Consider the following 23,195-nt stretch of genomic DNA (forward strand, 5'->3'; position numbering starts at 1 on the left):
GCTGTGCGGCCCGTCCTGCCCCAAGCAGTTACGCTGGGATCAACGGGGGGGCGTCCACGCCTTGCCGTCGCCGAGGAACCGGCGCGTGGATTCACGCGCCTCGCGCTCGATCTGACCGCGCCGCGCCGCATCGAGCGACTGGCTGCGGTATTGCGCCGCCATCAGCTGCTGAATCTGGAACTGCTGCTTGGTCGCAAGGGCGAGCAACTGGTTGGTAGCCTGCTGCGCTTGCAGGCCTCCTTCGGCGCCCTGGCTCCTGTCGACGATCGATTTGAGCGCTTGAGCATCGTTGCGGACATTCTCGACGATCTCGCTCTGGACGCCCATCGTCTGGCGGAACATGGCCATCTCGGTATCGAGACGCTGCTTGGCGGTCGCAAGCCGCTGGTCTCGGCGAAGAAGTTGGTCGAAGCTTGTCGGGAACGCCTTGCGGAATTGCTCGTCGAGTTGGTCGATCCTGAAGTCGACACCCTGCGCCTGCCCCATCAGCCGGTCGATCTGCTGAAGGCGCTGTTGCAGCCTATCGAGTTCGGGAAAATCGATCTTCGACAGATTCCTGCGCTGATTGGCAAGCATCTGCGCCTCGTTCTGGAGCGACTGAATCTGCTGGTTGATCTGCTGAAGGGTCCGCGCCGCGGTGAGCAGATTCTGCGAATAGTTGGCGCTGTCGAACACGGGCACTGCGAGCGCCGGCGGCGCGAACGCAATCGCGATCGGCGCGAGCGATGCGGTGAGCACGGCAAAAGCTATCATCTTCATGCGTCTTCTCCTTCTTCGGGGGGCAAGGGGACTGGGAAATCGGCGAGCAATCGGGCGGCCCATGCGAGATCGGCCTGACCGAGGAAGCGGGCGGCGAAACCCTCCGGCTCGCGTTCCGCGAGGATCGCATCGATGCGCTTCTGGCTGTCGGGATCGGATGCACCGCACAGCGCGAGCGCGATCGGCCCGAGCCCCAGCTCGAAAAGCCGGTTGCCGCGCGCGGACTGGAGATAATAGTGGCGCTTGGGCGTTGCGCGGCTGACCAGCTCGATCTGACGGTCGTTGAGCCCGAAGCGCTCGTAGGCCCCGCGCGATGGCGGCTCGATGGCGCGGTCGTTGGGCAACAATATGCGCTGCGGGCAGCTTTCGATGATCGCGGGCGCGATCATGCTATCCGCAATGTCGGCGAGCGACTGGGTCGCGAACACCACCGCGACGTTGCGCTTACGCAGCACTTTCAACCATTCGCGGATGCGTGCGGCGAACAGCGGATGGTCGAGGAATACCCAAGCCTCATCGAGGATGAGCAGGGTCGGCTTGCCGGTGAACCGCTCCTCCAGCCGGTGGAACAGATAGGTGAGCACCGGGGCGACCACGCCCGCCTGCCCCATCAGCGCCTCGGTCTCGAAGCATTGGATATCCGCGATGGCGAGATCGTCTTCGGCCGCATCGAGCAACCGCCCGAACGGTCCTTCCAGCGTGTAGGGCGCGAGCGCCGAGCGCAGCGTCGCCGATTGGAGCAGCAGCGACAGGCCGGTGAGCGTTCTCTCCTCGATCGGCGCGGTCGCAAGGCTGGTCAGCGCCGACCAGAGCGCCTCCTTGACTTCGGGCGTGACGAGCAGCTTCTCGTGCGCGAGCAGGGCGGCGATCCATTCGGCAGCCCAGGCGCGTTCGTCGGTGCGGTCGATGTGGCGAAGCGGCTGGAAAGCAATCGAACGGCCGCCCTCGTCGTCAACGGCATGGCCGCTGTCGCCGCCGAGCCCGAGCGCATGATGCGCGCCGCCCATTGCGAGCACCGCGGCACGCGCCGAATAGCCCTTGTCGAAGATGTAGATCTGGGAGTCCGGATAGCGGCGGAATTGGAGCGCCAGCAGTGCGAGCAATACCGACTTGCCCGTGCCGGTCGGGCCGACGATCAGCATGTGGCCGACATCGCCGACATGGGTGGAGAGCCGGAACGGCGTCGAACCGCTGGTTTCGGCATAAAGCAACGGCGGTCCACCGAGATGCTTGTTGGCTGCCGGCCCCGCCCACACCGATGACAGCGGCATCAGATGTGCGAGATTGAGCGTGTGTACAAGCGGCTGACGGACATTGGCGTAGACCTGTCCCGGCAGCGATCCGAGCCACGCTTCGACGGCGTTCATGCCCTCGCGGATGCAGGTGAAGCCAAGGCCGTTGATAATCCGCTCGACGGCCCGGACCTTCTCTTCGACGCGGGCGCGATCGGTATCGCTGACCGTAATCGTCGTTGTGAGATGGCCGAAGGCGACATGATCGCCGCCGAGCGCCTGGAGCGCGAGATCGGCATCGACCATCTTGTTGTCCGCATCGCTGTCGAGCAGTTGCGCGGGCTGATTATACATGACCTCGCGCAGCAGCGCGGTGATCGACTTCCTTTTGTTGAACCATTGCCGACGGAGCTTGGTCAGCGCCTTGGTCGCTTGCGTTTTGTCGAGCGCGATGAAGCGGGTGACCCAGCGGTAGCCAAAATCCTGATGGTTGAGCGCATCGAGGATTCCGGGTCGGCTGAGGTTCGGGAAACCCAATATGGTGAGTGTACGGATATGTTCGTCGCCCAGCATGGGCTCGAGTCCGCCGGTGAGCGGCGTGTCGGCGAGCAGACCATCGAGATAGAGCGGGGTTTCGGGCGCGGCGACGTCATGTCGGCGCGTCGAGATCGTCCTGTGGAGGAAGGTCAGTGTTTCGCCATCGTCGAGCGCGCGGACCTCGGACATGAAGCCGGCGAAGAGATCGAGCACGCGCGCGGTCTCGGCGACGAAAGCGACAAGCGCCTGCCGCCAGTCGCGGCCCTTGGCATCGTCGCTGCGCTCGACCAGCGCCCGCCCCGCGGTATCGGCCTGATCGGGCGGCGGGAGGAAGGTGAGCGTCAGATAATAGAGGCTTTCGAAATGCGCCTCGGCACTTTCGAACCCGGCGCGGCGTTCCTCATCGACCAGCCAGGAGGCGGAATCAGGGAAGTCGCTGGCCGGATAGCCGAGCGCCTCGCGCCGCTCGGCCTCGATATGCAGCGCCCAGCCCGAGCCGAAGCGCTTCAGCACATTGTTCGCCCGCGCGCAGACCGAGAGAAGCTCGGCTTCGGTCGCGGATTCGAGGTCGGGACCGCGAAAACGCAGGACGCGCATGAAACTGCCATCCTTGTTCAGGATGACGCCAGGCGCGACCAGCGCCGCCCAGGGCAGATGATCGGCGAGCCGGTCGGCGCGGCGACGATATTCGTGCAACATCAGCATGCGAGATGCCCCCGCTGCCGAAGATGCCGGACCAGCACGGGTGCGAAGTCGGGGTCGCGCTTCGCCGCCATCACCGCGACCGTGTGACCGACCGACCACATCGCGATGCCGGCGATCCATTGTTGCAAACCCAGCCCCAGCGCCGCGGCGACCGTCCCGTTGACGATCGCGATCGCGCGTGGGGCTCCACCGAGCAGGATCGGCTCGGCAAGCGAGCGGTGCAGCGGGGCTTCGAACCCCTCGATATGGCTGGCGCTGTAGGAATTTGAGCCGGTCATGCGATCAGCGCCCCGCCGCCGAAGCTGAAGAAGCTGAGAAAGAAGCTCGACGCGGCGAAGGCGATCGACAGACCGAAGACGATCTGGATCAGGCGGCGAAAGCCCCCAGCCGTCTCGCCGAACGCAAGCGTCAGGCCGGTCGTGATGATAATGATCACCGCGACGATCTTGGCGACCGGGCCCTGCACCGATTCCAGCACTTGCTGGAGTGGCTCTTCCCACGGCATGCCCGAGCCCGCTGCCTGCGCGGTGGCGACGATGGCCATGCCGAACCCGGTGACGGCGAGGACAAGCAAGGGTTTGCGATCGTCGGGCAAGCGAATGGCACGCATAATTCAGTCTCCTTGGAAAGTGCCGGTTGGGTCGGGCGTGAGATCGATAACGGCGTAGTCGCCTTGCGGATCGACGCCGGCGACGCGCACCACACGCTCGACGCGGCGGGCCAGGCCGCGCCCGGAAATGAAGACGATGATATCGATCGCCTCGGCGATCAGGCGCCGGGGCACGGTGACCACCGCTTCCTGGATCAGCTGCTCGATACGATAGAGCGCGGAGGTCGCGCTGTTGGCATGGACGGTCGCGATCCCGCCGGGATGGCCAGTGTTCCATGCCTTGAGCATGTCGAGGGCTTCCTTGCCCCGCACCTCGCCGACGATGATGCGGTCCGGCCGGAGGCGGAGCGTCGAGCGGACCAGATCGGCCATGGTGACGCCGCCGGTCATCGACGCGCCGGAAGACCGTGTCCGCAGCGCGACGACGTCGGGGGCCGCGCATTGGAGCTCGCGGGTATCCTCGATCAGGATCACCCGCTCATCGAGATGCGCCATCTCGGCGAGTAGCGCGTTGGCGAGCGTGGTCTTGCCCGAGCTGGTCCCGCCGGCGACGAGAATATTCTTCCGCTCGACGACGGCGAGGCTGACCAGCCGCGCGGTCTCGGCCGGCATGATGCCGTCCTTCACATAGTCGAGAAGGGTGTAGATCTTCGCGGCGGGCTTGCGGATCGAGAAGCAGGGCGCGAGGCTCACCGGCGGCAGCACGCCTTCGAACCGCTCCCCTGCCCCTTCGCCATGTGGCGGCAACTCGGCCGAAACGATCGGCGCTGCGGCATGGACCTCGGTGCGCGCATGGCTGGCGACGAGACGGATGATCCGCTCGATCTGCGTCGGCTCATATCGCGTGCCGGTATCGCAGCGGCCTTCGCCGAGCCGGTCGAGGCGGAGCACGCCGTCGGGATTGACCATGATCTCGATGACCACCGGATCGGCGAGCGCAGCGGCGATGGCTGGTCCCATTGCGCTCCGGAGCATCGCGCGGCTACGTTCGGCCGAAATGCGTTCGCTCACGACCGTGCTTCCTGCTCATCGGAGGCACCGATCGAGCGCTTTCCGCCAGCGATCTGGCGCCCCACCTGAGCGACAAAGGCTTCGAAGCGCTCGCGCCCGACCGCGCGCGCCGCATGATCGGCTTCGGGCAGCGGCGCGGTTACGGTCAGCTGGTAGCGGATGAACAGCGACAGGCTCTCAAGGAGCACATCGATATCGCGTGCGATGCGGCCGATGTCGCGCGACATACGGTCGAGCCGCACCTTCAGAAGATCGTCGATCTCCTTCGACCCGCGCCGCGCAAGGTAGGCGGCGAGCGCATCGCTGACGATCCCGCTCTTGGTCGCACCGGGTTTGGCCGCCAGTGCATCGAGCGCGTCGCTCAATTGCCGGTCGATATAGAGATTCTGTCGGAACTTCATGGTCAGAGCCCCAGCGGCAGTTGCGGGCTGTTGCCCTGGTCGATGCCGTAGGCGCGCGCGGCAGGCGTCAACCCGCGGGCACGGTCCATGGCGCGCTGGTCGGCGGCGGTATCGCCATCGTCCTGATCCGGAGCCAGCTGCTCGGCCTGCCTGGGCTGTTCAGGCTTCGTCGCGGCGTCTTCCCCGAACCCGGGATGACGCTGCCGTTCGAGGCCGCCTTCCTCCGCCTCGACATCCACGGCTTCGACCGCGCGTACGAGCCGGGCATCCTGTTTGCGGATGAAGCTGCCCCATTCGTTGGAGCGGGCCTGCGGTCGATCGGCGTAGCGACCGTCGGCAAGCACCGGCGGTGACGCCAGGCGATCGCTAAAATTGCGATCTTCATAATAGCGCAGCTTCTTGGCCCGGATCGGCGCGAGTCCGGAAACCAGCACCAGTTCATCGGACGCGGGGAGTTGCATCACCTCGCCCGGCGTCAGCAGCGCGCGTGCGGTCTCCTGCCGACTGACCATGACATGTGCGAGCCAGGGCGCGAGCCGGTGACCGGCATAGTTGCGCATCGCGCGTTGCTCGGTCGCGGTGCCGAGCGCATCGGAGATGCGGCGCGCGGTTCGTTCGTCGTTGGTCGCGAACGCGACGCGGACATGGCAATTGTCGAGGATCGAATTGTGCTCGCCATAGGCGCGTTCGATCTGGTTGAGGCTCTGCGCGATCAGAAATGCGCGAATGCCGTATCCGGCCATGAAAGCGAGCGCCGTCTCGAAGAAGTCAAGCCGCCCGAGTGCCGGAAACTCGTCGAGCATCATCAGGAGCTGGTGCTTGCCCCTGCCCTGCCCCGTGGCGTCGAGCTGCTCGGTGAGGCGGCGTCCGATTTGGTTGAGAATGAGCCGGATCAGCGGCTTGGTGCGGCTGATGTCCGACGGGGGAACCACGAGATAGAGCGATACGGGGCGCCCGGCCTCGACGAGGTCGGCGATGCGCCAGTCGCAGCGCGACGTGACCTCGGCGACCGTAGGATCGCGATAGAGGCCAAGAAACGACATCGCGGTCGACAGGACGCCGCTGCGTTCATTGTCCGATTTGTTCAGCACCTCGCGTGCGGCAGATGCAACGACGGGATGGACCTGCGGCGTATCCTTTGTGCCGATATGATTGGTCGACATCATCCGTTTGAGCGTCGCGACGAACGGACGCTGCGGGTCGGACAGGAAAGTGGCAACGCGGGCGAGCGTCTTTTCCTCTTCCGCATAAAGGACGTGCAGGATGGCGCCCACAAGCAGCGAATGGCTGGTTTTTTCCCAGTGGTTGCGACGCTCGAGCGCGCCTTCGGGATCGACCAGGATATCGGCGATATTCTGGACGTCGCGGACTTCATGCTCGCCGCGGCGGACTTCGATCAGCGGATTATAATGTGCCGATCGAACGTCGGTCGGATTGAACAGCAGCGCATGACTGAACCGCGACCGCCAGCCAGCGGTCAGTTCCCAATTCTCGCCCTTGATGTCGTGGATGACCGCCGAGCCGGTCCAGCTCAGCAGGGTGGGAACGACGAGCCCAACGCCCTTGCCCGACCGGGTCGGAGCAAAGGCCATCACATGTTCCGGGCCATCGTGGCGCAGGTAATGGCTGTGATGACGTCCAAGGAAGACGCCCGCGTTGCCCGTCAGTCCGGCACGGTCGATTTCGCGGGCCGTTGCCCAGCGCGCCGAGCCGTAGGTCGTGATGTGCCGCTGCTGGCGGGCGCGCCATAGCGATCCGAAGATGGCGGCAGCGCATCCCAGAAAGCCGCTGGCGCCGGCCAGTGTTCCGGCCTTGTCGAAGACTTCCGGGGCATAGGCGTCGAAATGATACCACCAGGCGAATATCTGCCAGGGCCGGTAGACGGGCACATCGAACAGGATGAACCATGCCGGCCCGAGCTCCGGCTGATAGGCAAGCATCACGGCCGCCCATTGCGTGGCCGCCCAGATGCCCGCGACGACGATCGCGAACACGACGAGGATCTGGCCTATGAGAAGTTTGGTCGGGGTCATGATGGGCTCCGCCGGCAGGCGGACAGCCGCCCCGGTTCATGCCCGAAGGATCAGCGAATAGGGGCTCGAGGAAAATTGCGGCCTTGGCGCGCCATTACGCGCCACACCGCGCTGAATTCAGCACTGAGCCCAATCACCCCTCGTTTGTTGCTACTCATTTCCTGATTTGGCGGAGTTCACCGTATAGGTTGAAGGTCGGATTCGCGCCTCATGTCGGTCGTTCAGCGACCCAACGGTACCGTCCCGCAAGCGGACAGGCATCGTCGCTCGCAGATTGGCTGACCTATATGCGCTCGCGTTGCGGACGAGTGACCTTTATCACGGCCTCGTCAAGGGCGAAGGCCGTGCCGGCCCGTGCCGCGCCGCCTTCTCCAACGGTCGACCGTGGAAGTCGATATCGCGATCGCGGTCCATGACAGTGAAGTCTGATGAATGCTCAGCCCTTCGGTATCGCTACATTCTCGAGGATCGGGATGCCGAGCCGATTCGCGACCGAAATGACTTCGCCGGTCGCGGCACCGCCCAGGACGAGCAGCACGCGTGTCGCTATGCGCTCGCCGTCGAGCGCGGCTTCGGCGGTCAGACGGCGCGATACTTGAGGCACTGGAAGACGCCGCGCAGCATGTCGCCGTCGCTGGCGCGGGACGGCTTGATCTCGACCGCGAGGCGCAGGCCGCGCCGTTCGAACAGAATGTCGACACAGTCGCCCGCGGCGGTCCGTTTTTCGACCTCGCCGGCGGGGCTGCCAAAGGCGAGCCCGACAACTTGCGGATTTTGGCTGACATAAGTCTTGAGCGCCAAATGATGCGGCCCTTCTCCGCCCCGACCCTTGGCGCGCCGGGCCTTCTCGACGGCGCCGGCTAGCGCGCCTTCATCGAGAGGAACGTCGAGGAGCGAGCAGAGTTCGGGCCAATGCGCATAATGCTGGGCATCATAATAGACCGCCGCGAGCAGGGCGCGCTTCTCCTGGTTCGACCCAGCCTCCTGATAAGGCTTGGAGAGGAAGCCATCGATGCCATGTCCGGGCAGCTGCGTGATGTCGTTCACGATCAGCGCATGGATCGGCGGCGGACGGCGGCGGGTCCAACCGCGCCGCGCTCCCACCGCGCGCAGCGTGAAGCCGATATAGCCGGCAATATGGTGGACGGCGCGGTGGTGAACGCCAAGTTCTCGGGCGACACCTCCATAGGTCAGTGGCTTGCCTATTGTTGCTTGCCGGATAAGGATCGGGAGAAGCTCAACCATCCTGGCCGAAGATTTGTCGCCCCGGTCGAGCCATTCGCGAATACCCGCCACGCCTTGTCGCCCCCGTCTCCGTCTCGTCTTGGCGGGAATACGCAAATCGGCGGCGAAAACCAGTCGAGTTGCATCCGCGATCGGGCTATCCGAGAGACTTGGCGGCAAGGCAGCTACGGAGACGATCGCAGGCGATGGACCAAGAGCCGGAACAACAGTCGAAGGAAAAGAAGCCGAGCGGCTCCAGCCCTGTCGGGCGCGGAGGCGCGGGCACCTACATTGAGGGCGAACTCGGCGCCTATTATCTGCTGCAGATGCTCGCTGGTAGCGATGCGCGCGGACTGCCCGGTGCCCGGATCGAGCGGGTGCAGTTTCAGGGTGAGGCCGACGGCTATGCACTCGATGACCTGATCATCCATGGCGTGTCAGACAAGGGAAGCGCGATCCTCGAGATTCAGTCGAAGCGCACCGCGACCTTCGCTCCCAAGGATCCCGTATTCGTCAGCATCTGCGAGCAGATCGGGCGAAGTAATCCAGCGCAAAATCCGACCGACCGACATCTTATGGCGGCGGCGGTCCAGCGGACGAGTTATGCGATTTCCGGGCCCTATCAGGATGTGCTGGAATGGGCGCGCAAGGCGGAGAGCGGGGCGCAATTCTTCGCACGGCTGGAACGCAAGGGCGTCGCCAGTCCGGCAATGCGCGCTTTCGCGGAGGCGTTCCGCACGCACCTCGTCGTCAATGGCGTGACCGACGATGACGAGGTAACATGGACCATCATCCGGCGGTTCCTGATCCTTGAGTTCGATTTCGAATCCGGGGCGCCGCAGGCGAAGGCGCACGCGATGACATTGGCCGGCCAGGTCCTCGCACCAGAGGATGTGAACCGCGTCGAGGCGCTGTGGACGAGCCTTATCGAGCTCGTCATCGAGACCGGTAAGGCGGGCGGCGCGATCACGCGCGAGGCGCTCGTCGATACGCTGAAGTTGCGCGGCTTCCGCCTCGCGGGCGACCGGAACTTCGCGCTGGCCCGGGCAAAACTCAAGGAGATGTCCAGACACGCGTTGAAGGAGATCGGCACCTTGGTGAGCGGCGTCAATCTGCCGCGCCTCGGCGCGCTTGAGGCTGTCGAGAAGGCACGCGATGCGCACCGTTTGATCGAAATCTCGGGAAAGCCGGGCGTCGGCAAGTCTGGCGTCTTGCGTCATCTTGCCGAACGCCAGGGGCGTGAGGGTCATGTGATCGTCCTCGATCCGATCGGCACGCCCGATGGTGGTTGGTCGGCGCTTGCGCAGCGCCTTGACGTTCTGGGAACAGCCAAGGATTTCCTCGGCGACCTTGCCGCCAGCGGCGGCGGCATTCTGTTCATCGACGGCGTCGAGATGTTCACCTCGGCTGAGCGGCGTCGCACGGTCAACGATCTGCTGTACGAGATCGCGGATATGCGGGACTTTTCCGTGGTGGTGTCGCGGCGACTAGACGAGGCATCAAACGAGAGCGACTGGCTTGCGTCAGACGCGTTGGCGAAGCTCGGCAAACCGCACCTGGTGGTAGTGGGAGAGCTCGACGATGACGAGGTCGCAGCGCTGAGCGAAGTGGCGCCTGAACTGCGCGTACTGCTCGCGCCCGGGCACCCGGCTGCGAGCATCGCCCGCAATCTCTATCGGCTGACCCAATTGCTCAAGGTGCCGAGCGCGGTCGACATCCGAACGGAAGCCGCGCTCGCCGATCATTGGTGGAACCGCGCGGACGGTGCGAAGCCCGACGAGACCCGCCCCGCGCAGCAACTCCTCGCCGATCTCGGTGACGCAGCTCTCACCGGCCAAAACCTCATCGAGGACAGGAGCTATACGCCCGCGCGCGCGCATTTGCTGCGGAGCCTGACGCTCTCTGAACCCCGGCGCGACCAACTCGCCTTCTACCATGACGTGCTGCGCGACTGGGCAATCGGCGCGCGACTTCACGAAAACCGGTCGCTGCTGAACGGCATCGACCTCACTGTGCCCCCTTCGCCGCGCGTGGCCCGCGGCATCGAATTTGCGGGTCGGTTCGCGCTTGAGAAGGGCGCGGATGGAGCCAATTGGCAAGCGCTTCTCGGCGCGCTGTCTCCACCAGACGCGCATGATGCGTGGCGCCGCCAAGCCCTCGTGGCCATCTTGCGATCGGAGCTGTCGCCCGAACTCCTGAACCGTTGCCGTGTCGAGTTGCTTGGCAGGGGCGGCGCGCTGCTGGTCGAGATCTGCACGGTGATCGCGGCAACCGAGACCATTTCCGCCGCGACGGCTTTCGCCCGCGCTACGGCAAAGGGCGCCGAACTTCCCTTGGCGCCGCCAGGATCGATGCGCATCGCCACGACCATATCTGCCCCTACGGTTCTGGCTTGGTGCACCGCGAATGCCGCCCATATCCCGATCCAGGCGATCGGCGCGATCGTGAAGCTGGTCGAAATCCAGTTCTTTACGATGATGGGCTATCGCGAGCTCGGTCAGGCGACCGCGCGGATGCTGTTTGGATGGCTCATGCAGCTCGATCTGCGCGAGAGCGCGATCACGATTCCGACCGCTGGGGATGCGCCGCGGCTCGACGGCGAAGCGCGTCGGACGATGGTCGAGGATCTTCGAACCATGGCGCTCCTCGTAGCAGCCCATGCACCGGAGGCGGCAAAGGCCTATCTGACCGCCGCCACACTGGATAACGACCCTTACAAAACCAAGGCGATCCGTCCGTTCAGCACGACCTTGGCAGGGATTGCGCCGGTCGAGATTGCGGCCCTCATCGAGGCGCAGCTGATCGAGAAGACGTCGCGCGCGCGCTCGCGGCGCGATGCCATGAGCCGCGCCTTTGGCTTTGCGGATAGCGACTATATGCCCGCTTCGCCGGCGCAGCCGCCCTTTCTCGACCTTCTCACCGCTGACGCGGAGGTTGGGCTCGGCCTCATCCGCAAGCTCGTCGATGCAGCTTTGACGTTCCGCACGGAGGGCCGGACAGACGACACCGACGGCTACATTATCCTTGTCAACGGGAGTCTGCGGTTCTTCCCGTGGGTACGGACCTATTTCTGGTCCCGTCAGATGCAGGCGCCCGAATCCGCGGTTGGGTCGGCGCTGATGGCACTCGAGGCTTGGTCGCACGAGCGTTTCGACCGGGGCGATGAAGTCGATGCGGTTCTCAAGGACATCCTCGGGCCGGAGGGTAGCTGCGCCGCCTATCTCGTGATCGCAATCGACGTGCTCTTGTCGCACTGGCCGAAAACACGCGAAGCGCTCGTTCCGTTCATGGCCAATCCACATCTCCTCGCAGCCGATCGCCAGCGGGCTTCGGTCGAGACGCTGGTCGGCGGCCTGCTCATGGGTCAGAAGGAGCCGACCGGCCGCGTGCGGCTTGCCGATCTCGCCAAGCGACCCTCGCGCGGTGTTACGCTCGAGAATGCGATACCCCGCTATCTCGCCGACGATGAGACGGGGCGCAGCCTTCGCACCTTACTAAACAAGGCCGTCGAGGACATCGGGCCGTATGAGGACGGCGCCAGCTTCGGCGACCCCGCTTTCATGGGATGCTATGCGCTGAACATGCTTGACCAAGCGAACTGGGTCGAGGGCCAAGGTGGCCGCGGCTACCGGTCCCCGCCTTTGGAAGCCAAGCATTTGGAGCGTCTTGAGACGCGCCGGCAAGCCCACCTACACTCCACCGAGATCGAGGCGCGGATCCAGCTCGCGACCAATGATGCAGGCAAGGGTTCGCCTGAACTAGCACGTGACGCGGCCGAATATGCCGCCGGCGACTTGCCTGACGATAGCGACACCGATCATCTGAAGGCGCGGTCCACACGGTTGATCGCCACAGCCATGCTGGTCACGCGCGATGGCGACGACGCCCTGCTCAAGATGCATGAAAGCTGGGTCCGCACCGTCATCGGCCGAGCGCTAGAGGAAGAGGTCGATCCTTACGGTTCGAGTGACAGGCTGGGGTTCAACCGTCCAGCACAGGGTCTTTGCGCACTGATTCATCTCTGGCGCCGCCGGGGGCGGGCTGCCGATCGCGATCAGCTCCTCCGGTCGACAACGCGGAAGGATCGAGCGGCGGTTCCCGCCTTTGCCGCGGCGCTTGCGAGCATCGGCACGACCGATCGGCGCTTGCTCAAGGCCGCGATCCGCATCGCGTTCGCCAGCTCTCGTTGGCGTTGGGCGCCCCATGATGAGGCTCCAGAGGCGCAGGAGGCCTATGCTGCCGAGAAGGTGCGGCAGGATGCGGAGGCGGTCGCGGCCGAAATTGACTGGCTCGATGGCGGAACGGAGCCGGCCTGGCCAACGCTCATCGACGAAATGCCGTCCTTTTCGAGGCGGCCACGCGCGATCCTGTCGCCCGATGGAAAGCGCGTCGAGTTCGAGCGCGACGAGGAGCCGTTTCAGCGCCGCTCCGACGAAGCATCCGTTCATGTGAATCCCCAAGGGTTGGCGCACTGGCTGGGACTGCTCAACATCGACACGAGCGCACCGCCCGAGTGGTATGGCGAGATTGTCGACGCCTATGCCACCTGGTCGGCGCGGTTGAACGGTCATGGCTATTCGGCGGAAGCTGAGCTCGACCGGACGCCGAACGAATGGAACCACCAATTCTATATTCTGGTCGCCTCAGCCGTGATGGACGCGGCGTCGGACCGATACGAGGCATTGTTGAGGCCGATTGTCGAGCTGCCAGACCGGTCCTTCTGCGATGTAGTCGATACAGTCATCCACGCGGCCGACGTCCGCTATTTCAACGAGGGCAGCCGCACGGCCGAGCGCGCCTGCGATTTGCGGCGCCAGCTGGTCACGCGAACGATGGCACTCGACCGATGGTCCGCGGACCGGCGGCGGGGTGAGAACCGGATCGATCTTGAGACTGGGCCGCCGATCGCAAAGCTGCTGATGAACATCTACAACGGGTTCGGGAATACGGAGAGCTATCTGGTCACCGGGGTGTTTGAGCGGGTCGATCCGCTGCTCGAGACGCTGCGACCGATGATGCCGGGCGGCCCGACTGCCTTCGTCGCGTTGTGCACGATGAACAGTCTGTCCGTGGCGCCGACGGCGCGGCACCTCGATTTCTTGCTGTTCGCGGTTGAGAGCTGGCTCGATGCCACGGCAAGTGACCCGTCGATGTGGCATGATCTGGGTATCGGCCGAAAGGTCGCGAAATGGTTTGACATCGCGGCGATAAAGGACCGGTCCCTCTTTGACCGTGAGCACCCGTTACGTGGCCGGATCGACGTCCTGCTCAGTCGGTTAGTTAGCCTCGGTGTAGCTGAGGCTCATGAGATTGAGGTGCAAATCGAAACTCGGGAGAATGCCCGTTAATGTGATCGCCTCTACGGTAATCCCCGGCCTTTCAGCTAGAGTGCGACATAGGCGCTGAGGCCTTCGGGCTAATTGAACAAATCGCGACTATCTCGAAATCGCCCCCCAAACCTGCCAATCCGCTCCCGGGTCGCGGGCTCGCTCCCCGACAATCTTGTCGGCCTTATGGACCTTCTGCCAGTGCTGCGCACGGGGGGCTATCGTGGCGGGCGCCTCGCGTGCAGATATGGTCGCGCGATTGCACCGCCGATATCGAGAAGCGCGACGTCCCTGAAATGCAGCGGCGCGAGCGGGTATCCGTATGGCGACCGGGAGGAGCGAGGCGACAAGCCACGCGCGCTTCGTGTTCGCCGAAATTTCCTTCCCTAGCGCGGCGTTCGGTCCATCAAGCGTCGATGAGCCCGCGCGCAGACCGGAAGATAGGGCCGAGGGCGCCGTCCCCCGCCATGTCGGCGACGGAACTGCCGACCCGGCAATCGGGGCGGGCCGGGACTATAACGAAATCGGCGAGTTCCGGATTGCCGGCGATCTGATCTTCTTCTATCCCCACGGCCGATCTGGGCCAGCCAAACCAGCCCTGTTCATCCCAACGACCGAATATATGATCGGTGAAATGCAGCGATACCGGGTGACGGGCCGCTGTTTTGCGATGCCCGGTGACTATGACGTGATCGCGGGCAACGACACTTTTCTACTATGACGCGGCCGGGCCACCTGTTGGACCGTCGCTTTGACCGAGGCAGCACGCCACGTTTCGTTGCGGGTTAAGGAGCCGTGGCTACAACCACTTCCGGCTCAATCAGATCGAGCCCGGCCTCGGTTCTTACGACCATCAGATTCAGCCGGCCCGCGAGCCTTTCGGCGTTCTGAAAGATCGACGACCAGTCGTCGTCGTTGCTCCGGCTGAGCTCCAGCAGATAGTCGAGCGCCGCCCGCGTGCCGATCGCGCCGATCATATAGATGGCGCCAATCCGGGCGTTGGAGTCGCTAGTTTCGACGAGCCGGCGCAGCATGTCGAGCGGTAGCGTGACACCGCGGTCCTGCAACGCGCTCAGCGCGCTGCGGACCGGGTTGTTATAGGGTTCGGCGTAGCCCCCCACCTTTTCCTCGGAGATGATCATCTGTGTCAGGTCGCGTAGCGCGGCCGTGGCGCCCTCCAGCCCGGCTTCGGTCGCGACCGTCTCCATGCGAAGCGCCTCTAAGCGGTTGAACTTCGTTGAAATCCGCCAATGATCGATGAGGCCGAGGATAGCGTCGATGGCGGCATGCGGCGGGCGACTTTCGAGCCCAGCGCTTCCCAGCCCATGGCGATCTAACTTGTACCGGGCGCCGAGCATGAGCGCGCGCGCTATGTCGATCTTCTCGCCCGGCTTGAAGCGCCTTTGGCCGAGCGCATCGACTAGCAGCAAGCCATGGTGGCGCGACGGATATTCCGATAGGGTCTCGGCCAGCACGACAATATCTGGGCAGCCGAGCGTCGCTACCTGCGCGGCCAGCGCATCGAACAGTTCGGCATCCCCGATGATTGCGCCCCAGAGCGCTAGCCTGGTCCGTATCGCGACGCTCAGCCGTTCATTGGCGAGTGCGCCGTGGATGAAGGCCGTGCAGCGCTCTCCTTTGCCGAAAATTGTCTGGATATGATCGACAATATCGTCGCGTGACGCGCGTGGCATGCTTGGATCGGACAGATAGCGTGTGACCGCCTCTTCGCGGTCTGGCGCCGCAGCCAGCGCGTCGCGGGCGGCCCAGCGCCGATAAAAGTTCCGCGACCGAAGTCCGCGCTCGATTATCTTCCAGAAATCTGGGGGGTAGCCCTCATCAAGCAGTTCGCAAGCGGCGAGCCGGATGATGTCTGGCATCTGGAAATCATTCGCGACCGCGCCGATCCGCTCAGCCCCGATCCGCCGCGCATCAAGCCGCCCGATCAACACGCCGATTGCCCAAAGCTGATCAATGTTGCGGCGATGCTTGTCGGCAGCCACCAGATAATCCTCGAAGACAGCTGCGGAGAGCCGCATCACCAACGACTGGATATCGCCAAGTTGGGGCTGGATCTTCCCTGCCAGATAGCCACGAACTACGCTCAAGGTCAGATTGTCATCGGCTAGCCGCACGAGGATCGAACCGGCTCCGTCATGAAGAAGATATCGGTTGTGCAACGCCTTGCGCAGCTCGGGGAGCAAAGGCTTGGTCCAGCGGTCGAGCAGCAAGTGGCCAATGCGTCGGCCCGTCCAGAAGCTGGCGCGGGGCCAGGCGGCCACGAGCCGCCGTCCGATTATCAGGACAAGAGCGGGATCGCAGCGCATACCATTGTTGATGCAGCGGCCGAGCAACCGCGCCATGCTGGCGAAGGCATCATCCTGTCGATCGAGCAGGGCCCGCACGATGTCGGTCGCGTCGGGCATCTGTTCAAGCGCGAACTGGATGACCTGCGCCCAAGGCCGCTCGGCGGCGCGGGCAGCGCGAACACCAATCTCATCGCCATGACGCTCGATCAGCTCGCGGGCAGCGAGATATTCCTGGACGATCGGAAAGGGGAAGGCGAGCCGTCCACTGCCTTGTCGGCGCAGCAAGCCACAGCGGATCGCATCGTCGTAGAGACGGTCCGCCGAAACCGAGTCGCCGGCGTGCTCCGCCATCACCTTGCGAACGTCCCGCTCGCTGGCTCCGATCTCGCCGCGCTCGAGCAGCGTGAAAGACAGCGCCTGTGTTGCGGCACGGAGCCGTTCAGGGTCGGCCGAGCGGATCGTGTCCTTATGCTCTTCGGGCCGGAACAGCGTCTTTAGATAGACCTCAATCAGTCCGGCGCGATCGCGCGGAAGGTCGGCATCGCCGTCCCAGGTTGCGACCAGAAGCGACAGAAAGAGGGGAATGCGGATGAGGCTTGCGAGATCCTGATGGGCATCAATACGCTCGACCAGCGCCTTCGCTCCCGCGAGGCCGAGAGTGGGCTTCCAAGCGAGGATGAACGCTTCGACCTCATCGTCAGAGAGGGGCATAATTTCATAGCTGGGGGCATCGAACCCCGCCGGAATGACGGCAGGATCGCGCACAGTCATGATCCAGGCCATGTTCGGGAAGCGTGCGGTGAACAATTGCACTTGCCGCACGAGGCCGATTCTTTTGTCCGGTGCAACCTCGTCGAGCCCGTCGAACAAGAGGGCGAGTGATCCGTCCTCGGCGAGCTGTCCCCAATCCAGCTGCACGCTGAACTCGGGGTTTGTCACTGCGCCGAGGTAGCCCAGCACATCATGCCCAGACGATGACAGCGAAGCGAGCGGGATCGTGACGGGTACGACTGCCGTATCGACAAGACGCGCCGACAGCGCGAGCAGCAAGGTCGATTTCCCGAATCCTGGCCCGGCATGGATGATCAGTGCTTTGCGTTCGGCGCTCGGGAACTGGCGCAGGTCGATCTGATCCTTGTCGAAACTGCGGCTGCGCGGGCTAAACTCATCCTCGATCTGGGAACGCTCTGCATCGCTCGAACAGATTTGCGGCCAGAGGAACAGCGCCTCGCAGTTTCCGCCAGCAGCGGTTCCGGGCACCGAAATCCTTGCTGTAGCGCGCACCGTATCCAGATAGGCATCGAGCCCCCAAGCGCCGGGTGGACGCGCGCGGAGGCCATGGGTGCGCTCGAGCATTTGGCGAAGGCGCACGCCGGTGAAGATACCGCGCACGCGGGCATCGCCGCCGGCAAAGTCGCGCAGATAGGCGAGCAGTTGAGCGGATGTCGCCGAAACGGACGGCAGGCGATGGGGCGCGAAATCGCGCGCAATGCGCTCGGCTTCGATGCGGTCGACTCGCAGTCGCGCGAAGACCCGATGCGGATGTCGCAGAAATGGTGGGAGCTTGGTCACTAACGCGCGCTGATCGTCGGTGAGCCTGCCGAGCCATTCGTCCGAAGTGCCATGCTGCGCGCGCTCGGCGAGTTCAACCAATATATTGGCTAACGGCGAGGGGGTCCCCAAGACGAGCACCAACCGGTCCTCGGCCCCGAACTGATCGTCGTCGCGCTGGTTGGCAAGATTCGCCCAAAGCCTCTCCCAAGCCTTGCCGCGCGGCTCGATGTCGAGTTTGACTTGGACCCATTCGCGATGCCCGTCCGCGAATCGCACGACGATGTCGTCGATGTCGGCGGGCGCTTCCTGCCGCACCTCGACGATCCTCTCCGCAACATGGACGATGTCCCAGCGCAGCAGATCTCCCAGATAAAGGGCCGCCACACTGTTCTGATAATGGATTCCGGCGTGCGCCGCAGGACCTCCCCGTTCTGCCATGATCAACCCTCAATCGCGCACGGTAGCGACAAATGCGTCAGCTGGCTTGGCACGTCGCGATTGGGCATCAACTCCAAATATCCCCCAAAACAACAAGAGTTATGGATCCTTACTACTCCATACACCACTGAGCGGCCAAAGCTTCGTTTCTCGCTAGCAGAGTGAGAAAGAGCAAGACAGTTCGCGGACTGCTAGCTGATCGATGGAGGACTATGCGTTCCCGAGCCGCGTCGATCATTCAGCGCATATGAGCACGCGGCAATACGCGCGTCTCGTTGACGAATGGGTCACCGCGGTTGGACTCCGAAGCGAAGACTACGGGACGCATTCGTTGCGCAGAACAAAGGCGTCAATCATTTACAAGGCGACCGGGAACTTGCGTGCCGTGTAGATTCTGCTCGGGCACACCAAGATTGAAAATACGGTGCGATACCTCGGCGTCGATGTTGAAGATGCGCTTACCCTGGCGGAAGGCGTCGAAGTCTAACCAGCAATTCTCGATATCCTAGAGAGCGAGCGCTCTGGCTCGTGGCGGAACGTCCGCTCTCTTTGTTTGATACCTAAAAGCTGACCGTCTCAAACCGGCCAGTCCGCACCCACTGCTTGACCTTCAAGTTGAGGTGAGGGTTAACATTGGTTAGCCGCAGCGATATTCGCGCGGGATATCGTCGGAACACCCGGAATGACCAAGCGTATCCTTCATGTCGTCAGCAACGTCTCCCATTATGCCGATCCATCGCACCCCACGGGCCTTTGGCTCTCGGAACTCACCCACGCTTACGACATCTTCGCCGCCAGAGGATTTGAGCAGCAGATCGTGAGCCCGTTAGGCGGTATATCGCCACTCGAGCCGCGCGCACTCAAATGGCCGCTTCTCGACGCATCGGCGAAGGCATGGCTTGCCGACGACGCGCGTATGGCGCTGCTGCGATCGACGCGTCCGCCCGATGAGATTGACCCTGGAGATTTCGACGCGATCTATTTCACCGGCGGGCATGCGGTCATGTGGGATTTTCCCGATAGCGAGGGATTGCAGATGCTGACGCGGGCCATCTGGGAGCAGGGCGGTATCGTATCCGCCGTTTGCCACGGCTATTGCGGTCTTCTCAACACGCGGCTGTCGAACGGATCGCTGCTCGTCGCGGATCGGACTGTCACGGGCTTCTCCTGGAACGAAGAGGTGCTGGCAGGCGTCGCTTCGAAAATGCCTTACAACGCCGAAGCCGAGATGAAGCGGCGCGGGGCGCGCTATCGCAAGGCACTTATTCCCTTCGCGCCCTATGTGGTCGCCGACGGACGGCTGGTGACGGGCCAGAATCCTTTCTCGGCGAAAGCCACCGCCGAAAAGGTCGCGACCTTGCTCTGATCGTTCAGCCCCCGGGAGCCTTGGCGCGACGCGTCTTGTCGCCCGCCATGGCGCCGATCTCGCTGCCGAGCATGCGCGTCAGAACGCGGCGGGCGTTGACCGCGCAATCGACGTCATCCGGCTTCGCCTCGATATCCTTGATCAGCGCGATCAACTGAAGCTTGCTGTTCGCGAGCCGCGCCTCGAGCTCCTCGATCTCGCCGACCTTCCGGCGAAGGGCCGGCACGAGCGATCCATGGTCCCATTGATCGAGATCGCCCGGGACGAGCGTGCGGATCTCGTCGAGACTGAAGCCGGCCTTTTGCGCCGTGTCGATAAGCTCAAGCACGACGAGCGCGTCGGGCGGATAGATGCGATAGCCGTTCGGCCGCCGGTCGACCATCTTCAGGAGGTCGATGCTTTCGTAGAAGCGAATGCGCGACTGGGTCAGGCCGCTGCGCTTTGCGAGTTCGCCGATTTTCATGGGATCACGCGCTTTCGAAAATAGAGCTTGACCTTAAATTTAACTTAAAGGTTAGAAGGTGTCAAATCCCAACTCCCGGAGACGTTTTCATGTCGCTCTTTTCGTCCCTCGTGCTGCCCAATGGCGCCATTGTTCCCAACCGCATCGCCAAGGCGGCAATGGAAGAAAATATGGCCGATGGCGATCACGCGCCATCGGACGAACTCATTAATCTCTATCGTGCCTGGGCCGATGGCGAGGCGGGGCTGATCATCACCGGCAACGTCATGGTCGATGCGCGCGCGATGACCGGACCGGCGGGCGTCGTGCTCGAGGATGATCGCCAGCTCTCGCGTTTCCGGACCTGGGCCGAGGTGTCGCGGTCGCGCGGCGCGCAGGTCTGGATGCAGATCAACCATCCAGGACGCCAGATGCCGGCGGGATTGGGCCAAGAGACCCTCGCACCATCGGCGATCGCGCTCGACCTCGGCGCCCAATCGAACCGTTTTCCGATGCCGCGCGAAATGACCGGGGCGGAAATCGCCGACGTGCAACGGCGTTTCGTCGCAACCGCGCTGCTGGCCGAGCGGGCCGGCTTCACCGGAGTCGAGGTCCATGCCGCGCACGGCTATCTTCTCAGCCAGTTCCTCTCGCCGCTGTCGAACCGGCGCGCGGATCGGTGGGGCGGCAGCCTCGAGAACCGGGCGCGCCTGCTCCTCGACATCGTGCGCGATATACGCGCGGCGGTCGCGCCGGGCTTCGCGGTTGCGGTCAAGCTCAACTCGGCCGACTTCCAGCGCGGCGGCTTTTCGCCGGAGGACGCGCGCGCGGTCGTGGCGATGCTGGCGCCGCTTGGCGTCGATCTCGTCGAACTGTCGGGCGGGAGCTACGAGGCTCCCGCGATGATGGGCTCAGCGCGCGACGACCGTACGCTCGCGCGCGAAGCCTATTTCCTCGAATTCGCCAAGGAGATCGCGGCGGTCGCAACGATGCCGTTGATGGTGACAGGCGGCATCCGCCGCCGCGCGGTTGCCGAGGCGGTGATCGACAGCGGCGTCGCCATGGCAGGGATAGCGACCGCGCTTGCGATCGAACCCGGCTTGCCGCGGGCGTGGAAGATGGGGCGCGACGATGCGCCGACGTTGAAGCCGATCGAGTGGAAGAACAAGCCCGTCGCCTCGTCGGCACATATGGCGGCGGTGCGTTACCAACTCGTTCGCCTTGGCCGCAATCGCCGGACCAATCCGCGCGTCTCGCCGGTGTGGGCACTCCTGACATCGCAGTTCGATGCCAAGCGCAATGCGCGGGCCTATCGCCGCTGGATGGCTGAGCGCGCGAACGGCGCGGCGCGATGACGCCGGTGCATGTCATCTTTCCAGCGCTTGACCTTCAACCGGGGTTTAAGCCTACCATCGGCAACTTGATCGGCGTGGCGTGCGCCGTCGGTGCTTCGCGGGAGGCCGGTCATGGCTGAGCGGCATACGGAGGTCGATTTCGCCGGGTACAAGGTGGCGGTGCCCGCGGGCGGCTATTACGACCGTTTCCGGATGAACCCCGATCTCGACGAGGTCGCAAAGGATCCGGCAGTCAGGAACGTCGATTTCTTCCGGCGCATCCCCAAAGTGATGGCGGCCTCGCGCGTCGGCCCGACCTGGGCCCCCAATTTCTATTATCGAACCAGTCACGTGCAGGCGCTGATGCTGGCACCGGTGAAGAAGCTGCGTTCGATGCTGCCGGCGCCGCTCGAACCCTTGCGCGCATTCCCCGGCTATGGACTCGTGGCTTTGATCTTCTTCTCCTACGCCGTGTGCGACAATGATCCGTATAACGAGGTGTCGGTCGCCGTCGTGGTGCGGCGCCCGGGCGTGTGGGGACCGCACATTCTCGAGCTCATGAAGTCGATGCGCCGGCAGAGCTTCTTCGCCCATGTGCTCGCGCTCCCGGTGAACACCGAGATCGCGCGGGTTCGGGGCGTTTACGGCTATCAATTGCCGAAATGGCTGACCGGCATCGAGCTCGATATCTCGCCGAGCGGCGTGACGGCGAGCATTGCGGCGACGGATGGCGCCTCCGATGTGACGCTGACCGCGCCGCTCCCGGTGCTCCAGCGCGTTCCATCGCAGTCGCGTCTTTCGACCAACACCTCGCTGGGACTGGTGGATGGCGAATGGCGCCAGACGCAGTTCGTGACCAACCCGATCGAGTTCGCGCAAAAGCTGTTCCCGCGCGACGTGAAACTGTCACGCAGCGGTGGTCCGATCAGCCAGCTGCTGGGTGGCTTGGGTGCGCGGAACATCCTGCGGCTCGACGTCGTTAAGGAAGCGCAGATGGTGCTTTATCTGCCGCGACCGCTGCAGCCGCTACCCGCAGTGTGAACCGATATCGCCAGATTTGTCTGAGGAGAACGACCATGCCCTATGTGACGACGAGCGACGGCACCGAAATTTTCTACAAGGATTGGGGGCCGAAGGACGCGCAGCCGATCCATTTTCACCATGGCTGGCCATTGAGCGCCGACGATTGGGACAACCAGATGCTCTTCTTCCTGAAAGAAGGCTTTCGCGTCGTCGCGCACGACCGGCGCGGGCATGGACGTTCGGCCCAGGTCAGCGACGGTCACGACATGGACCATTATGCCGCCGACGCCTCGGCGGTCGCCGAGCATCTCGACCTTCGCAATGCGATCCACATCGGTCACTCGACCGGCGGTGGGCAGGTCGCGCGCTATGTCGCGCAGCACGGGCAGCCGCAGGGCCGCGTCGCCAAGGCGGTGCTCGTCAGCGCGGTGCCGCCGCTGATGGTCAAGACCGACGGCAATCCCGACGGCACGCCGATCGAGGTCTTCGACGGCTTTCGCGACGCGCTCGCCGCCAACCGTGCGCAATTCTTCCTCGACGTGCCCTCGGGTCCGTTTTACGGCTATAATCGCGAAGGCGCCGAGCCTTCGCAGGGTGTGATCGAGAATTGGTGGCGCCAGGGCATGATGGGCAGCGCCAAGGCGCATTACGAAGGCATCAAGGCCTTCTCGGAAACTGATCAGACCGAGGATCTGAAAGCGATCACCGTGCCGACGCTGGTGCTCGCGGGCGATGACGATCAGGTCGTGCCGAACAAGACCGGCGCCCTGATGCAGGACAAGCTGCTCCAGAACAGCCAGCTCATCATCTACCCCGGCTTCTCGCACGGGATGCTGACGGTCAACGCCGATGTCGTGAACGCCGACATCTTGAAATTCATTCGCGAATGA

At 63.9% G+C, this 23,195-nt stretch carries 17 protein-coding genes and 1 pseudogene; 7 read left to right on the forward strand and 11 right to left on the reverse strand.

The annotated features are described in order from the left end of the window. Positions 1 to 39: 39 nt before the first annotated feature. From trbJ to AC07NV_RS12305, 9 genes are all read right to left on the reverse strand, one after another. A complete protein-coding gene (gene trbJ, locus AC07NV_RS12265; protein ID WP_495166627.1) occupies positions 40 to 759 on the reverse strand; it encodes a P-type conjugative transfer protein TrbJ in 720 nt (239 codons plus the stop codon). Continuing rightward, positions 756 to 3,233, reverse strand: coding sequence for a conjugal transfer protein TrbE (gene trbE, locus AC07NV_RS12270; protein WP_495166628.1), 2,478 nt, complete (start codon positions 3,231 to 3,233; stop codon positions 756 to 758). Before trbE ends, trbJ begins: the two co-directional genes overlap by 4 nt. Next, positions 3,227 to 3,511, reverse strand: a complete 285-nt coding sequence (locus AC07NV_RS12275; protein WP_495166629.1) for a VirB3 family type IV secretion system protein — start codon at positions 3,509 to 3,511, stop codon at positions 3,227 to 3,229. Before AC07NV_RS12275 ends, trbE begins: the two co-directional genes overlap by 7 nt. Then, positions 3,508 to 3,843 carry a TrbC/VirB2 family type IV secretion system protein gene (locus tag AC07NV_RS12280; RefSeq protein ID WP_495166630.1) on the reverse strand — a complete coding sequence of 112 codons (336 nt, stop codon included), beginning with the start codon at positions 3,841 to 3,843 and terminating at the stop codon, positions 3,508 to 3,510. Before AC07NV_RS12280 ends, AC07NV_RS12275 begins: the two co-directional genes overlap by 4 nt. Before the next feature lie 3 nt (positions 3,844 to 3,846). Next, positions 3,847 to 4,818, reverse strand: coding sequence for a P-type conjugative transfer ATPase TrbB (gene trbB, locus AC07NV_RS12285; RefSeq protein ID WP_495166715.1), 972 nt, complete (start codon positions 4,816 to 4,818; stop codon positions 3,847 to 3,849). A gap of 32 nt (positions 4,819 to 4,850) precedes the next feature. After that, positions 4,851 to 5,255, reverse strand: a complete 405-nt coding sequence (locus tag AC07NV_RS12290; protein WP_495166631.1) for a CopG family transcriptional regulator — start codon at positions 5,253 to 5,255, stop codon at positions 4,851 to 4,853. 2 nt (positions 5,256 to 5,257) lie between these two features. After that, entirely contained in the window at positions 5,258 to 7,288 is a 2,031-nt protein-coding gene (locus AC07NV_RS12295; RefSeq protein ID WP_495166632.1) for a conjugal transfer protein TraG, read from the reverse strand. Positions 7,289 to 7,724: 436 nt separating this feature from the next. Continuing rightward, entirely contained in the window at positions 7,725 to 7,892 is a 168-nt protein-coding gene (locus AC07NV_RS12300; protein WP_495166633.1) for a hypothetical protein, read from the reverse strand. Beyond that, the gene (locus tag AC07NV_RS12305) at positions 7,868 to 8,533 is read right to left on the reverse strand and encodes a hypothetical protein (protein WP_495166634.1); all 666 of its coding nucleotides are present in this window, start codon (positions 8,531 to 8,533) and stop codon (positions 7,868 to 7,870) included. The genes AC07NV_RS12300 and AC07NV_RS12305 overlap by 25 nt, the downstream gene beginning before the upstream one ends. Positions 8,534 to 8,652: 119 nt before the next feature. Between AC07NV_RS12305 and AC07NV_RS12310 the strand changes: the two genes are divergently transcribed. Together AC07NV_RS12310 and AC07NV_RS12315 are read left to right on the forward strand one after the other, a co-directional pair. Next, entirely contained in the window at positions 8,653 to 13,860 is a 5,208-nt protein-coding gene (locus AC07NV_RS12310) for an NACHT domain-containing protein (RefSeq protein WP_495166635.1), read from the forward strand. 343 nt (positions 13,861 to 14,203) lie between these two features. Continuing rightward, positions 14,204 to 14,560, forward strand: coding sequence for a hypothetical protein (locus AC07NV_RS12315; protein ID WP_495166636.1), 357 nt, complete (start codon positions 14,204 to 14,206; stop codon positions 14,558 to 14,560). A 64-nt stretch (positions 14,561 to 14,624) separates the two neighbouring features. Here the strand turns inward: AC07NV_RS12315 and AC07NV_RS12320 are convergent, their stop codons facing one another. Further along, entirely contained in the window at positions 14,625 to 18,140 is a 3,516-nt protein-coding gene (locus AC07NV_RS12320; RefSeq protein WP_495166637.1) for a hypothetical protein, read from the reverse strand. 199 nt (positions 18,141 to 18,339) lie between these two features. On the opposite strand from AC07NV_RS12320, the pseudogene AC07NV_RS12325 reads away from it, so the two are divergent. After that, positions 18,340 to 18,627, forward strand: a pseudogene (locus AC07NV_RS12325) (tyrosine-type recombinase/integrase); the annotation flags it as partial. A 195-nt stretch (positions 18,628 to 18,822) separates the two neighbouring features. After that, positions 18,823 to 19,506, forward strand: coding sequence for a type 1 glutamine amidotransferase domain-containing protein (locus AC07NV_RS12330; protein ID WP_495166638.1), 684 nt, complete (start codon positions 18,823 to 18,825; stop codon positions 19,504 to 19,506). Between the two features lie 4 nt (positions 19,507 to 19,510). Here the strand turns inward: AC07NV_RS12330 and AC07NV_RS12335 are convergent, their stop codons facing one another. Continuing rightward, positions 19,511 to 19,969 carry a MerR family transcriptional regulator gene (locus tag AC07NV_RS12335; protein ID WP_495166639.1) on the reverse strand — a complete coding sequence of 153 codons (459 nt, stop codon included), beginning with the start codon at positions 19,967 to 19,969 and terminating at the stop codon, positions 19,511 to 19,513. An 89-nt stretch (positions 19,970 to 20,058) separates the two neighbouring features. Between AC07NV_RS12335 and AC07NV_RS12340 the strand changes: the two genes are divergently transcribed. The 3 genes from AC07NV_RS12340 (at position 20,059) to AC07NV_RS12350 (ending at position 23,195) form a co-directional block, all read left to right on the forward strand. Continuing rightward, complete coding sequence (locus AC07NV_RS12340; RefSeq protein WP_495166640.1) at positions 20,059 to 21,303, forward strand: NADH:flavin oxidoreductase/NADH oxidase family protein; 1,245 nt, start codon at positions 20,059 to 20,061, stop codon at positions 21,301 to 21,303. A 111-nt stretch (positions 21,304 to 21,414) separates the two neighbouring features. Beyond that, complete coding sequence (locus AC07NV_RS12345; protein WP_495166641.1) at positions 21,415 to 22,323, forward strand: hypothetical protein; 909 nt, start codon at positions 21,415 to 21,417, stop codon at positions 22,321 to 22,323. Positions 22,324 to 22,358: 35 nt separating this feature from the next. Further along, positions 22,359 to 23,195, forward strand: a complete 837-nt coding sequence (locus AC07NV_RS12350) for an alpha/beta fold hydrolase (protein WP_495166642.1) — start codon at positions 22,359 to 22,361, stop codon at positions 23,193 to 23,195.

The sequence above is a fragment of the Sphingopyxis sp. GW821-FHT10B01 genome, assembly GCF_059415685.1.

Excerpts from the sequence above, each read along its gene's own strand:
- AC07NV_RS12320 (WP_495166637.1), bottom strand. The coding sequence starts at position 18,140 with ATGGCAGAACGGGGAGGTCCTGCGGCGCACGCCGGAATCCATTATCAG.
- trbB (WP_495166715.1), bottom strand. The coding sequence starts at position 4,818 with ATGCTCCGGAGCGCAATGGGACCAGCCATCGCCGCTGCGCTCGCCGAT.
- trbJ (WP_495166627.1), bottom strand. The coding sequence starts at position 759 with ATGAAGATGATAGCTTTTGCCGTGCTCACCGCATCGCTCGCGCCGATC.
- AC07NV_RS12280 (WP_495166630.1), bottom strand. The coding sequence starts at position 3,843 with ATGCGTGCCATTCGCTTGCCCGACGATCGCAAACCCTTGCTTGTCCTC.
- trbE (WP_495166628.1), bottom strand. The coding sequence starts at position 3,233 with ATGCTGATGTTGCACGAATATCGTCGCCGCGCCGACCGGCTCGCCGAT.
- AC07NV_RS12350 (WP_495166642.1), top strand. The coding sequence starts at position 22,359 with ATGCCCTATGTGACGACGAGCGACGGCACCGAAATTTTCTACAAGGAT.
- AC07NV_RS12345 (WP_495166641.1), top strand. The coding sequence starts at position 21,415 with ATGGCTGAGCGGCATACGGAGGTCGATTTCGCCGGGTACAAGGTGGCG.
- AC07NV_RS12335 (WP_495166639.1), bottom strand. The coding sequence starts at position 19,969 with ATGAAAATCGGCGAACTCGCAAAGCGCAGCGGCCTGACCCAGTCGCGC.
- AC07NV_RS12275 (WP_495166629.1), bottom strand. The coding sequence starts at position 3,511 with ATGACCGGCTCAAATTCCTACAGCGCCAGCCATATCGAGGGGTTCGAA.
- AC07NV_RS12290 (WP_495166631.1), bottom strand. The coding sequence starts at position 5,255 with ATGAAGTTCCGACAGAATCTCTATATCGACCGGCAATTGAGCGACGCG.
- AC07NV_RS12340 (WP_495166640.1), top strand. The coding sequence starts at position 20,059 with ATGTCGCTCTTTTCGTCCCTCGTGCTGCCCAATGGCGCCATTGTTCCC.
- AC07NV_RS12295 (WP_495166632.1), bottom strand. The coding sequence starts at position 7,288 with ATGACCCCGACCAAACTTCTCATAGGCCAGATCCTCGTCGTGTTCGCG.
- AC07NV_RS12330 (WP_495166638.1), top strand. The coding sequence starts at position 18,823 with ATGACCAAGCGTATCCTTCATGTCGTCAGCAACGTCTCCCATTATGCC.
- AC07NV_RS12305 (WP_495166634.1), bottom strand. The coding sequence starts at position 8,533 with ATGGTTGAGCTTCTCCCGATCCTTATCCGGCAAGCAACAATAGGCAAG.